The sequence below is a fragment of the Microbacterium abyssi genome (genome assembly GCF_015277895.1).
Classification (GTDB): domain Bacteria; phylum Actinomycetota; class Actinomycetes; order Actinomycetales; family Microbacteriaceae; genus Microbacterium; species Microbacterium abyssi.
Genome location: NZ_CP063815.1, coordinates 1,736,028 through 1,748,911 on the forward strand (window position 1 = coordinate 1,736,028; position 12,884 = coordinate 1,748,911).

General features: G+C 68.3%; 11 protein-coding genes. 5 read left to right on the plus strand and 6 right to left on the minus strand.

The genetic code is table 11. The annotated features are described in order from the left end of the window. The first annotated feature begins 24 nt into the window (after window positions 1–24). Window positions 25–492: a DUF3093 domain-containing protein gene (locus IM776_RS08415; protein ID WP_194419640.1), complete on the plus strand. Its 468-nt coding sequence runs from the start codon at window positions 25–27 to the stop codon at window positions 490–492. A 90-nt stretch (window positions 493–582) separates the two neighbouring features. Here the strand turns inward: IM776_RS08415 and IM776_RS08420 are convergent, their stop codons facing one another. Beyond that, the gene (locus IM776_RS08420) at window positions 583–876 is read right to left on the minus strand and encodes a DUF4193 domain-containing protein (protein ID WP_194419641.1); all 294 of its coding nucleotides are present in this window, start codon (window positions 874–876) and stop codon (window positions 583–585) included. Window positions 877–1,073: 197 nt separating this feature from the next. Here IM776_RS08420 and sepH point away from each other — a divergent pair, with 197 nt between their 5' ends. Further along, complete coding sequence (sepH, locus tag IM776_RS08425; RefSeq protein WP_194419642.1) at window positions 1,074–2,120, plus strand: septation protein SepH; 1,047 nt, start codon at window positions 1,074–1,076, stop codon at window positions 2,118–2,120. A gap of 6 nt (window positions 2,121–2,126) precedes the next feature. Here sepH and IM776_RS08430 read toward each other — a convergent pair whose 3' ends face one another. After that, window positions 2,127–3,212 (minus strand): alkaline phosphatase family protein, encoded by a 1,086-nt coding sequence (locus IM776_RS08430; protein WP_194419643.1) that lies wholly within the window; start codon window positions 3,210–3,212, stop codon window positions 2,127–2,129. A 95-nt stretch (window positions 3,213–3,307) separates the two neighbouring features. Between IM776_RS08430 and IM776_RS08435 the strand changes: the two genes are divergently transcribed. After that, window positions 3,308–5,752, plus strand: a complete 2,445-nt coding sequence (locus IM776_RS08435; RefSeq protein ID WP_194419644.1) for a DNA gyrase/topoisomerase IV subunit A — start codon at window positions 3,308–3,310, stop codon at window positions 5,750–5,752. A gap of 111 nt (window positions 5,753–5,863) precedes the next feature. Here the strand turns inward: IM776_RS08435 and IM776_RS08440 are convergent, their stop codons facing one another. Further along, a complete protein-coding gene (locus tag IM776_RS08440; protein ID WP_194419645.1) occupies window positions 5,864–7,942 on the minus strand; it encodes a DNA gyrase/topoisomerase IV subunit B in 2,079 nt (692 codons plus the stop codon). A 182-nt stretch (window positions 7,943–8,124) separates the two neighbouring features. Between IM776_RS08440 and IM776_RS08445 the strand changes: the two genes are divergently transcribed. Beyond that, window positions 8,125–8,343 carry a DUF7455 domain-containing protein gene (locus tag IM776_RS08445; protein ID WP_194419646.1) on the plus strand — a complete coding sequence of 73 codons (219 nt, stop codon included), beginning with the start codon at window positions 8,125–8,127 and terminating at the stop codon, window positions 8,341–8,343. 48 nt (window positions 8,344–8,391) lie between these two features. Here IM776_RS08445 and IM776_RS08450 read toward each other — a convergent pair whose 3' ends face one another. Then, entirely contained in the window at window positions 8,392–9,408 is a 1,017-nt protein-coding gene (locus IM776_RS08450) for an alanine racemase (RefSeq protein ID WP_194419647.1), read from the minus strand. After that, window positions 9,408–10,124, minus strand: a complete 717-nt coding sequence (locus IM776_RS08455) for an alanine racemase C-terminal domain-containing protein (protein WP_228479680.1) — start codon at window positions 10,122–10,124, stop codon at window positions 9,408–9,410. Before IM776_RS08455 ends, IM776_RS08450 begins: the two co-directional genes overlap by 1 nt. Window positions 10,125–10,222: 98 nt before the next feature. Between IM776_RS08455 and IM776_RS08460 the strand changes: the two genes are divergently transcribed. After that, a complete protein-coding gene (locus tag IM776_RS08460; protein WP_194419648.1) occupies window positions 10,223–11,245 on the plus strand; it encodes a sugar-transfer associated ATP-grasp domain-containing protein in 1,023 nt (340 codons plus the stop codon). A 19-nt stretch (window positions 11,246–11,264) separates the two neighbouring features. On the opposite strand, the gene murJ is transcribed toward IM776_RS08460, so the two are convergent. Next, window positions 11,265–12,848 (minus strand): murein biosynthesis integral membrane protein MurJ, encoded by a 1,584-nt coding sequence (murJ, locus tag IM776_RS08465; RefSeq protein ID WP_194419649.1) that lies wholly within the window; start codon window positions 12,846–12,848, stop codon window positions 11,265–11,267. Between the last annotated feature and the right edge of the window lie 36 nt (window positions 12,849–12,884).

A 12,884-nucleotide genomic window follows, 5' to 3' on the forward strand; every position in this document is an offset into this window, starting at 1 on the left:
CCCACGAGGCTAGTGCAGAACCCCATGACCGACACGCGCATCCGCTATCGCGAACGACTTTCGCCGAGCCTGTGGATGCTGGTGACCGCCGCCGTCGCCGCACCGATGCTCGCGCTGACGTTCACGCCTTTCGGAGCGCTGCCGGCGCTGCTCATCGGCATCGCGGTCGCGCTGGTGCTGATCGCGGCGCTCATCGCCGGCTCTCCCGCCATCCTCGTCGAGGGAACGGTCCTGCACGCGGGTCGCGCACACATCGATGCCCGCTGGCTCGGCGAGGTGACGGAGCTGGCCGGCGAGCAAGCCCGCACTGCACGCGGCTCCGGCCTGTCGGCCCGCGGCTGGCATCTGCTGCGTGGAGGTATCGACGGCGTGGTGGTCGTGCAGAACATCGACCCCGATGACCCCGTGACGGCCTGGACGATCTCGACCCGCACGCCCGACCGTCTCGCGTCCGCCATCCGTGACGCGGAGAGCGCGGCAGCGCACGTCTGAGGGTCGCGTATGCGACCAGTGACGGGCGCGCTTACGACAATGCGCCCCTGGCCGGATGGCCGGGGCGCATGAGCGTGAGTGCGACTGCGGTCAGGCAGCGCACTCCTTGCAGATAAGACCATCTGCTCCCTCGTGGTCGAGCTGCGAGCGGTGCTTCACGAGGAAACAGCTCATGCAGGTGAACTCGTCCTGCTGCGCAGGCAGCACGACGACATCGAGCTCGAGGTCGGAGAGGTCGGCTCCCGGGAGGTCGAAGCTGGACGGGTTGTCCGAGTCCTCGTCACCGGTCGCGCCGGACAGCTTGTCCGGCACACGCTCCTTGAGGGCTTCGATCGACTCGGAGTCGTCTTCGCTCTTTCGGGGGGCGTCGTAATCGGTTGCCATGCGGTAGATCTCCACTTTCATGGTGCTAGTGGGCGGTGCGCCGTCGGGTACGCGGCGGGCATAGTTTGCACGATGGCGGCGCATTTCGCAAATGCCGCTCGCGCCACAGATCAAACTGACGGCGCGCCCAGGGTATTCCCCGGTCTGCGCGTGCACACGTGACACGATGTTCGCACACCCATCAGAGGGGCATTCGCATGGAAAACGTCACAATCGTCGGCACAGAAGACGACCTGCTGATCCTCGCCACCGGTTCCGGCGAGCGGTTCGCACTCGCCATCGACGACGTTCTGCAGCGCGAGATCCGTCGCGCCCGTCGCCGCAACGCCGATGAGTCACCTCGCGTCAACGTCAGCCCTCGTGAGATCCAGGCGCACATCCGCTCCGGCCTCTCCGCGGCCGAGACCGCAGAGATGCTCGGCATCGGCGTCGAAGATGTTGCGCGTTTCGAGGGGCCCGTGCTCGCCGAGCGCGAGCACATCGTCGGGCAGGCACTCGCGGTGCCGGTGCTCATCGGGAGCGAGGTCGAGCCCGACGCGCAGCCGACGTTCGGCGCCGCAATCCGCGCGAAGCTCGCGGATCTGAACGCCTCCGCCGAGCGCTGGGCGAGCTGGAAGGAGGACTCCGGCTGGATCGTGAAGCTGGAGTTCACCGCCGCAGAGGTCTCGCACGATGCTCGCTGGGGCTTCGATCCGCGTCACAGTGCGTTGTCGCCCCTGAACGCCGATGCCACGCAGCTGTCGCGCCAGGGCTCGCTCCCCGAAGGCCTCATCCCGCGTCTGCGCGCAGTGGAGGGCGCCCGTCAGGAATCGCCGTACAAGGATGACAGCCGCTTCGACTCCGGCGCCTTCGGCCCGCGTCTGCTCCCCGCGCAGGAGACCGCGGTCGATGAGCCGGTCCTGCCGGAGCGCTCCGACCCTGCGGCGCAGAACGCCGCCACCAACCGCGCACCCGACCAGAGCACGACCAGCCCGGAGACGGCCGATCTGCTCGAGGCGCTGCGCCGCCGCCGCGGGCAGCGCGAGAGCGCGCCGCTCGTGAGCGACTTCGACGACGCGGAGCAGTCCTCGCACGCTTCGAGCCCGATCGCGCTGTTCGACTCCCTCGGGTCCGATGACGATGACGATGACGAGCGCGACGAGAAGCCCGCACAGGAGCCGCAGGACACGTCGGGTCGTCGCCGTCGGCGCAACGCGATGCCCTCCTGGGACGAGATCGTGTTCGGCGCCCGCACCGACGACTGACCCGTCTCAGGAACCGGCGGTCCGGAAGGCTCCGCGCCGGATGTACGGGACCTGCCGCTCCTCCGGTGTCAGCGCGCCGTGCTGTCCGACCATGCCGCGCGAGCGCTGATCCTCGGCTGTGCCGTCGTAGAAGGCCCTGTTGCCACGGGATACGACCACCAGTTCTCCGATGCGCTCGGCGGCGTCGGCGGTGGTCTGCGCACCGTACAGTCCTGAGGCCAGCACCTCCGCGCGGCTGAGGACGTCGGCCTCCCGCTCACTCGCCGACCGCCACGTGTCGAGGACGGCGGTGGCGTCGGCATCCGGCTGGAGGTAGACGTGCAACATGCGCGGCTCGCCGCCGAAGTGCCGAACGCCGTCGAGGCGCGCATCATCCGCCTCGATCACGACGTGACGGTGCACCGGCACGTCGATCATGCCGTGATCCGCCGTGATGAGGACGCCGACCTGACGAGGCGGCTCGATCGATACGGCGTGGTCGATGTCCTCGAGGGCCGCGATCCACTCTGCGGAGTCGACGCCGTAATGGTGACCCGACTTGTCGACCTCCGGCAGATAGCAGTAGATCAGTGCCCCCGGGGTGTCCGCGGCGAGCTGATAGGCGATCGCGACGCGCTCGGCCGGCGACTTCGCCGCCACGAACTCGGCACCGCGCAGCGTGGCCTTCGTGAATCCGCTGCGTGCGTACTTCGCGATGCCGATCGCGTACGCGGGGTGGCCGGCGGCGACAGCACGCTCGAACACCGTGGGCTGCGGCTGCCACGCGAGCGGGTCGATCCCGTCGGACTCCCATCCGGACAGCAGATTTACAAGCCGGTCCTGCGGGCGGTCGAGCACGCGATAGCCGACAAGGCCGTGCATCCCCGGATCGACGCCCGTGAGGATCGTGGTCAGGGCGGCGGCGGTGGTGGTGGGGAACACGGAGTGGGCGATGTCCTTCTTTCCGACCCCTGCGATCAGATGCCGGGCGTGCCCGGAATGTGCGCGCAGCTGGATGGCACCGAGTCCGTCGATGACGATCACGACGACCGATCGAGCCGGCGCGAGCGTTCCCGATCCGCCCCGCAATGCGCCCAGAAGGTCATCCGCCACCCCGCTGATGGTCCGGGCTGAGGAGGGCGCGGTCGGTAGAATCAGAGACATCCGAGCCAGTCTTCCACAGGCTCAGCAACGTCCCCAGGAAGTTCATGCCCCGCACCGAATCAGCCGAGCCCGCCGAGGAGCGCATCCAGGACATCGATCTGTCCAACGAGATGCAGGGTTCGTTCCTCGAGTACGCCTACTCGGTGATCTACTCCCGCGCGCTGCCCGACGCCCGCGATGGACTCAAGCCTGTGCAGCGCCGCATCCTCTATCAGATGGCCGAGATGGGGCTGCGCCCCGAGCGCGGTCACGTCAAGAGCGCCCGCGTCGTCGGCGAGGTGATGGGAAAGCTGCACCCCCACGGCGATTCGGCGATCTACGACGCCCTGGTCCGCCTCTCCCAGGACTTCGCTCTGCGTGTCCCGCTCGTCGACGGTCACGGGAACTTCGGATCGCTGGATGACGGCCCCGCGGCATCCCGGTACACCGAGGCGCGTCTCGCGCCGGCCGCTCTGTCGCTCACGGAGAGTCTCGACGAGGACGTTGTCGACTTCATTCCGAACTACGACGGGCAGTTCCAGCAGCCCTCCGTACTGCCGGCCGCATTCCCGAATCTGCTCGTCAACGGCGCCAGCGGCATCGCCGTCGGCATGGCGACGAACATGGCGCCGCACAACCTCATCGAGGTGGTCGCCGCAGCCACGCATCTGCTCGAGAACCCGGATGCCACAGTCGAAGAGCTCATGGAGTACGTGCCAGGGCCCGACTTCCCGTCCGGCGGCATCCTGATGGGTCTCGACGGCGTCAAGGACGCCTACGCGAACGGCCGCGGCGCCCTGCGCGTGCGCGGCAAGGTCTCGGTCGGGCCGCTCGGCCCGCGCCGCACCGGCATCATCGTGACGGAGCTGCCGTACATGATCGGTCCGGAGCGGCTGATCGAGAAGATCCGCGACGCCGTGCAGGCCAAGAAGCTCCAGGGCATCAGCGACGTCAACGATCTCACCGACCGGCAGCATGGCCTGCGCGTGGCGATCGGCATCAAGACCGGGTTCGATCCCAATGCGGTGCTCGAGCAGCTGTATCGGCTGACCCCGCTGGAGGACTCCTTCAGCATCAACAACGTCGCCCTCGTCGACGGCCAGCCGCGCACGCTCGGCCTCAAGGAGATGCTGAGCGTCTATGTAGGGCACCGGCTCGAGGTCGTCACCCGCCGCAGCCGCTTCCGCCTGGCCCGGCGCGAGGAGCGACTGCACCTGGTCGAGGGACTCCTCGTCGCGATCCTCGACATCGACGAGGTCATCCAGGTCATCCGCTCGTCCGACGACTCGGAGCAGGCGCGGGGCCGCCTGCGCCAGGTGTTCGACCTGTCGGAGCTGCAGGCGGAGTACATCCTCGAGCTGCGGCTGCGCCGGCTCACGAAGTTCTCGCGCATCGAGCTCGAGGCCGAGCGCGACAAGCTGCAGGCCGAGATCGCCGAGCTGCGCGAGCTGCTCGGCAGCGAGTCGCTGTTGCGCGCGCAGGTGGCCACGGAGCTGGATGCGGCGGCAGAGGCCCACGGCACCCCGCGGCGCACCCTGCTCCTGAACGCCGCGCCGCCGAAGCCGCGCAGCACCAAGGGTCCCGTTGACCTCCAGATCGCCGACAGCCCGACGACAGTGGTCCTCTCCACCACAGGACGGGCTGTGCGCGTCGATCTCGCGGACGGACAGCTGCTTCAGGCGGCCGCGAGACGCAGCAAGCACGATGCGGTCCTGGCGTCGCTGTTGACGACGACGCGGAGTGAGATCGGCGCCGTGACGACGGCGGGACGCGTGCTGCGCTTCTCCCCCGTCGATCTGCCGTCGGTGCCCTCATCGTCCGTGCACCTGTCGGCCGGTGTGCTGCTGCGCGACTACGTCGGGCTGCCCGACAAGAGCGAGCGCGTCATCGCGTTGCTGCGCTTCGACGACGACACGCCGTTCGCGATGGGCACCCGTTCCGGGGTGGTCAAGCGCATCGTGCCGTCTGCGCTGCCCGTGCGCCCGGAGACCGAGGTCATTGGTCTGAAGACCGGCGACGCGGTGGTGGGCGGCGCATCCGCGCCGGATGCCGCCGAGCTCGTCTTCGTCACCTCCGATGCGCAGCTGCTGCACTATTCGGCATCCACCGTGCGTCCGCAGGGCGGACCCGCCGGCGGCATGGCCGGCGTCAAGGTGGGATCAGGCGCCGAGGTCATCTCTTTCTCCGTCATCACCGCTCCGGACGCCGCCGTCGTCGTGACGGTCTCCGGTGCCGACGGCACGATCGCCGGGACGGATGCCGGACGGGCCAAGGTCTCGCTGTTCGCCGAGTTCCCCGCGAAGGGACGTGCGACCGGCGGTGTCCGTGCGCACTCGTTCCTGAAGGGCGAGGACCGTCTGCGCCTGGCGTGGGTGGGGCCGGAAGGAGCTCTCGCGGTCGGCACCGATGGTGCGGCGCGGACGCTCCCGGAGGCGGGGGCGAAGCGCGATGCGTCCGGTCAGCCGCTGGATGCCGTCATCGGATCGGTCGGCACGGTCCTCGGCAGCTGAACCGGCGAGGATTCGACTCGCTGCGCTCGCTCAGCCCGTTTCGACTCGCTGCGCTCGCTCAGCGACGAAGTCGAAGCCTCCACTCCCCGACATCGGCCGTCGGCAGCGGACTCAGGCGTCGATGGACTCGCGCGACAACTGGTCGGACGACTCGACGATGAACTCGCGCCGGGGCGCGACCTCGTTGCCCATCAGCAGTTCGAAGACGCGGCCGGCAGCCTCGGCATCCTCCATCCGCACCCGACGGAGCAGGCGGCCCGATCGGTCCATCGTGGTGTTCGCCAGCTGGTCGGCATCCATCTCGCCGAGACCCTTGTACCGCTGGATCGGCTCGTGCCAGCGTTTGTTCGCCTTGCGGAGCTTCGCGAGCAGCGCATGCAGCTCCTGCTCGGAGTACGTGTAGATCGTCTCGTTCGGCTTGGAGCCCGGGTTGATGACGATCACCCGATGCAGGGGCGGAACGGCGGCGAACACGCGGCCCGCCTCGATGAGCGGACGCATGTAGCGGAAGAAGAGCGTGAGCAGCAGTGTGCGGATGTGCGCGCCGTCGACGTCGGCGTCGCTCATCAGGATGATCTTGCCATACCGCGCCTGGTCGATGTCGAACGTGCGGCCAGAGCCCGCGCCGATGACCTGGATGATCGCGGCGCACTCGGCGTTGGAGAGCATGTCGCCGATGGATGCGCGCTGCACATTGAGGATCTTGCCCCGGATCGGCAGCAGCGCCTGCACCTCGCTGTCGCGGGCGCGGCGGGCGGTACCGAGCGCCGAGTCGCCCTCGACGATGAACAGTTCGCTGCGCGAGACGTCATTCGAGCGGCAGTCCACGAGTTTCGCGGGCAATGACGACGACTCGAGCGCATTCTTGCGTCGCTGGGTCTCCTTGTGAGCACGCGCCGAGACGCGCGCCTTCATCTCTGAGACGACCTTGTCCAGCAGCTGGCTGGCCTGATTCTTGTCGTCGCGCTTGGTGGATGCGAACCGGGCGCCGAGCTCCTTGCGCAGCACCTGTGCGACGATCTGCCGCACGGCGGGGGTGCCGAGCACCTCCTTGGTCTGGCCCTCGAACTGCGGCTCAGGCACCTCGACGGTGAGCACGGCGGTGAGCCCTGCGAGCACGTCATCCTTCTCGAGCTTGTCGCCTCCCAGCTTCAGTCGCCGCGCGTTCTGCTCGACCTGGGCGCGCAGGATCTTGAGGAGTTCCTGCTCGAATCCCTGCTGGTGCGTCCCGCCCTTGGGCGTCGCGATGATGTTGACGAACGAGCGCGTGACGGAGTCGTAGCCGGTCCCCCAGCGCATGGCGAGATCGACGCGGCACTCGCGCTCGACCTCAGTCGAGGCCATGTGTCCGTCCGGCTGCAGCACGGGCACCGTCTCCTTGAAGGTGCCGGTGCCCTGGATTCGCCAGGTGTCGGTGATCGGGGCATCCATCGCCAGGTAGTCGACGAACTCGGAGATCCCGCCCTCGTAGCGGAATGACGTCTCCTTCGGCTCATGGTCCCGCTCATCACGGATGACGAGTTCGAGCCCCGGCACCAGGAATGCGGTCTGACGCGAGCGCGTCTCGAGCTCGCCGAGCTGGAACGCGGCATCCTTCGTGAAGATCTGACGGTCCGCCCAGTAGCGCACCCGGGTGCCGGAGACTCCGCGCGGCGCCTTGCCGACCACGCGCAGCTCGCTGCTCTTCTCGAACGGGGTGAACGGGGCGTCCGGGCGCTTGTCGCCGGAATCCTTGAACAGCCCCGGCTCACCGCGGTGGAACGACATCGCGTAGGTCTTGCCGCCGCGATCGACCTCGACATCGAGTCGCTCGGACAGCGCGTTGACGACGGAGGCGCCGACACCGTGCAGGCCGCCGGATGCCGCGTACGATCCGCCGCCGAACTTGCCACCGGCGTGCAGCTTCGTGAAGACGACCTCGACGCCGCTCAGCCCGGTGCGCGGTTCGACATCGACCGGGATGCCGCGACCGCGGTCGTGCACCTCGACGCTGCCGTCGGCATGAAGGATCGTCTCGATCCTGGTGCCGTTGCCGGCGACCGCCTCGTCCACAGCGTTGTCGATGATCTCCCACAGACAGTGCATGAGCCCCGGCGAACCGTTCGAGCCGATGTACATGCCGGGGCGCTTGCGGACCGCTTCGAGCCCTTCAAGCACCTGAAGATGATGGGCGGAATACTCGGCGGTCACAAGAATCAATCCTATTCGCCGGGCCGCCCCGCGGCGGGCAGACACTCCCCGGAGCATGCGCACCCGAGGGCAGTCCGTACGCGGTGAGCGAAACACGCCGCCTTCCGGGCATTACTCACATCATTGCGTGGTTGTATTGAGCACATTCCGAAACGGACGCCGATACCCGAGGAGGCACCGAGATGAACGCTACAACCGAACGTGAGACCTCCACCGTCGAGTACCGCCTGACGGCCATGGATCGCTGCGACTCCTGCGGAGCGCAGGCCTACATCGCCGCCGAGGTGAACGGCTCCGAACTTCTGTTCTGCGCGCACCACGGCCGCAAGTACGAGGAGAAGCTGCGCAGCATCGCCACGTCATGGCACGACGAGACCGCGCGCCTCGTCGACACCGTCTGACCGACGGCGCGAAAGCTTGAGTCGACGCCCGGACCGGCGGTCCGGGCGTCAGCTGTATCTGCGCTCGAGCAGTGGAGAGACCCGGGTGAGGATCTCCTCGCCGACCGTGTCGATGTGCTCTGCGAGGTCGGTCGCGCTGACCCCGTCGGGGCCGAAGACGGTGATGCTCCGCCCCGTTCGCGCGTCGTCGATTCCGGAGATCTCCGTCCAGGTGCGCTCGACCCGGACGATGCGCGCACGACCGTCGTCGATCGATGCGCCGACCAGGTTCGACGGCAGGCCGTCCAGAGCGCCGACATCGATCCGCGCGCGCCCGTCGCGCACGTCGATCACGTCTGCCCGCAGCGCCGCCGCAGGGCGGATGCCGTCGAGCTCCGGCCCGTCTGCTGAGCGGATGCCGTAGCAGAATGCGCCGATGCGGCTCAGCGTTCCACGGAGTTCCGGGCGCCACCAGGAGGCCGCAGACGCTGTGAGATGCAGTCGGCGCGGTGCGCCCCCCGCCGCACGCAGCGCGTCGACGGCTGAGAGGAACACGCGCTGGGCTGCGTCGTCCTCGGCGTCGCTCGCCTCGGCGAGATGACTCCACACGCCGGTCACGCGCAGCAGTCCGGCCTCCTCCGCTCGACGCGCTTCGGCGACGGCATCCGGCCACTGTTCCGGCCTGATGCCGTTGCGGTGAAGCCCGGTGTCGACCTTGAGGTGCACGCGGGCACGGCGCTGCAGGCGCTCGGCCTCGGCGACGACGCGACGCAGGTACTCGGGCGTGCCGACACCGAGATCGACATCGGCGAGGATCGCCTGGGCGACCTCGTCCGCAGTCGACGTCGCCCAGGCGAAGATCCGCACGTCGGGCGCGAGTGTCCGGATGCGCAGAGCGGATGCGACGTCGTAGGAGCCGAACCAGTGCACACCGGCCGATCGTGCGGCGGACACCGCCCAGTCCAGGCCGTGCGCGTAGGCGTCATCCTTCGTCACCAGCATGAACTCACCGGGAGAGATCCGCGCACTCACGGCGTCGAGGTTGCGCAGGAAGACGTCGGTCGAGATCTCAAGGCGTGCCGTCATCAGTCCTCCTCCGCCCTGCTCGCGCGCAGGCCAGCCGCGCACACCAGCTCTGCTGCGGTGAGCCCCGTCGCCGCAGACCATTCGCGCAGCGCTTCCCGCGCGGGCCCGGAGCCGCCGAAGTAGGTCACCTCGTCGCCCTCCGCCACCGGCGCACCGGTCAGTCTGTCCGCGTTTCCGAGATCGATGACGCAGACATCCATCGCGATGCGGCCCACGATCGCGTGCAGCCGGCCGTGCATCTCGACGTGCGCGCGGTTCCCGAGTGCGCGGACGATCGCCTGGGCGTACCCGCCCGTCACGAGCGCGAGCGTGGTGTCGGCCGCCGCGCGATGCGTGTATCCGTACGAGACGGCCTCGCCACGGTGCAAAGGCTTGAGGGACATGACCGTGCCCGTCAGGCGCATCACCGGCCGGGAGCCGCTCCCAGCTCCCTCCGGCAGACCGTAGAGCAGGTCGACGTCGATGTCCGGCTCGTCCGCATCGGTGGCCGCGAGGCCCTCGGCGCGCAGCATCCGCACCTGTTCGGCGCCGTCGACGCGCACCACCTGCGCCCCCGCGCGGAGAACGGCATGTGCGATAGGGAGCAGTCCGTGCCCGTAGGCGTCGCGGCGGAGATCTGCGATGGACCCTCCTGCTGCCACGGCTGCGGCAGCGGCGTCGGCCAGCGCAGAACGAGAGATCACGGCGCGGGTTGCCGTGCTGCGAGGAAGGGCCACCCGTCGAGTCTACGGGCCGTCCTCTGTGGCATCGGTGAAGACGTCCGCTCACCCGCCGCCGCCTAGAATGGTGTGTCCGCGACGAATCTGGAGAACGAATGCCTGCCAACGGCCTGGGCGTCATGCCCCGCCTGCGATACCTCGCCAACCGCGCGCGCCGGATCGATGTCGGATCGGTGTTCACACGCGCACGCGAAGTTCGCGACCAGCATGGCAAGGCCGTGCCGGTGGTGCTGGTCGACATGCTGTGGAGCGCGGCGTTCAAGAACGTGGGCTTCCAGGACTACGTCGACTTCGACTTCGCTGTGCTGAACGCCGCGGAGCGCGCCACCTACATGACGCACCCGGTGTCCAACCAGCTCTCGCAGCGGTACGACGCCGAGCCGTACCGGCACATCTTCCACGACAAACTCGAGTTCAACCGCGTCTTCGACGAATTCCTGCGTCGGGCGTGGATCGAGCTGACCGACGACAACGCCGACAAGCTCGAAGAGTTCATCCGCAGACACGGAACCATCATCGCCAAGACGCGGATGGGGCAGGCCGGCAGCGGCGTCAAGCGCTATCACGCTGCGGAGGTGACCGACTGGGCGGAGTTCCACCGGGAACTGTTCGCTCGCGGCGAGGTGGTCATCGAGCAGGTGATCACCCAGCACGCCGACCTCGCAGCCGTGTGCCCGGGCACCGTGAACACCACCCGTGTCACCGCCTTCTTCGATGGGGAGAAGACCAGCATCCTCGCCGTCGCGCAGAAGTTCGGGCGTGGTGAGGTGAGCGACCAGATGTCCTTCGGCGGCTTCTACACGATGCTCGATGAATCCGGGCACGCGCTCTCGGCCGGCTACGACTCGCACGGCCACGTGCATGCCGACCACCCCGACTCCGGGTTCCATATAGCGGATTTCCAGCTGCCGCTGTACGACGAAATGGTCGCGTTCATCGACAGGGTCGCCAGGGTCGTGCCCCAGATCCAGTACGTGGGCTGGGACGTCGTCATCGGTCCGGACGGTCCCGTCCTCGTCGAGGGCAACTGGGGTGCCGGCGTCTACGAGAACAAGCCCTCCGTCTCCGGCATCCGCACCGGGAACAAGCCCCGATACCGCGCCGCGATCGGGTTCTGAGCTCTCGAGCCGCCGCGACTCAGCGGCGGCGCAGCATGCGCATCGCCGCGCTGAGCTCCGGCACCCGGAACAGCGCGAGCAGCGCGGCGAACACGACAGCAGTGACCACCGCGATCAGCGCCGCACCCAGAGCACCCTGGAGCATGCCGCTCAGCATCCAGCTGTCGACTCCGCCGACCAGCAGGAAGACCCCCCAGCCAGCAGCCGCGGCCGGCACGGCCATCAACACGAAGCGTCCCAGGGTCAGCATCGTGCGACCGAGGCCGAACGATCCGAACTTGCGGCGGAGCATGATCGCGGCGATCACCGTCTGCACGGTGCTCGCCACGGACTGCGCGAGGGCGACCATCGCGGCGCGCTGCTCCAGCGGCGTGCTGGCCGCGACGATCAGAGTCAGCACGATGAGCAGGGCTGCCTGGATCAGCGTGTAGACGAACGGAGTGCGGGCGTCGCCATACGCGTAGAACGTACGCTGCACGATGAACAGCACCGCCAGCGGCAGCAGGCTGACGAGATATGCCAGCAGCAGCGGTGCGATGAGGACGGCTTCCGCGCCGCTGCTGCTGAAGATGCGCGCCGCGGGGATGGAGGCCACCGCGATCGCGGCCATCGCGACGATGACGAGCAGTCCCAGGATGCGGATGGACTGCCGGACGGTCTCGCGCACATCTTCGTGTTCCTCGGCGGCGACCTGCTCGCTGATCCTCGTGAAATACGGAGTGCCGATGGCGAGGACGATCGTCGAGTAGGCGACCATGAACACCAGCCAGGCGTACCCGGATGCCGCCACCGATGCGTTCTCGCCAGATGCGGGTGTGACCACCCGCGACTGGACGAGCCCGACAACCTGACCCGCGAGCGTCGTGAGGAACGTCCAGAACGCCAGCTTGCCCATGCGGCCGAGGCCCATGCCGCGCCAGCGGAAGTCCAGTCGCAGGGGGATGCCGACCCGACGCCAGAACAGTATGAGAACGACGGTCTGCGCGACGACGCCGAGGGTGGCCGTGCCGGCGAGCAGGGTGATCATCTCACCGTTCCAGCCTTCGAGGCCGGCGCGGCTCTGACCGAACAGCACCATGAACAGCGCGAATCCGGCGATCGAGACCACGTTGTTGACGATGGGAGCCCAGGCATACGGACCGAAGACGCGGCGCGCGTTGAGGATCTCCCCCAGCAGAGCGAACATGCCGTAGAAGAACAGCTGTGGGATGCACCAGTACGCGAACTGCGTCGCCAGAGCGGACTGATCGGGGCCGAAGGCCGGGGCGAAGAGGTTGATCAGCAGCGGTGCGCTGAGTGTCGCCATCAGCGTGATCGTGCCGACGATCAGCGTCCCCAGGGTCAGCAGCTTCGCGAGGAAGGCATGACCGCTGTCCTTATGCGCGGTCGCTCTGACCACCTGCGGGACGACCACTCCGGTGAGCACGCCGGCCGAGATCACCTGGTAGATGCTGTTCGGCAACTGGTTGGCCACCGCGAAGGCATCCGACGCCATTCCGACGGAGCCGATCGCGGCGACCAGCACGACCGCGCGCAGCAGTCCGGTCAGCCGGGATACCAGGGTTCCGGCAGCGATGACGGCACTGGCACGTCCGATTCCCATCGACGCCCTCCTGAGTCAGCGTCTGAGCGCGGCCAC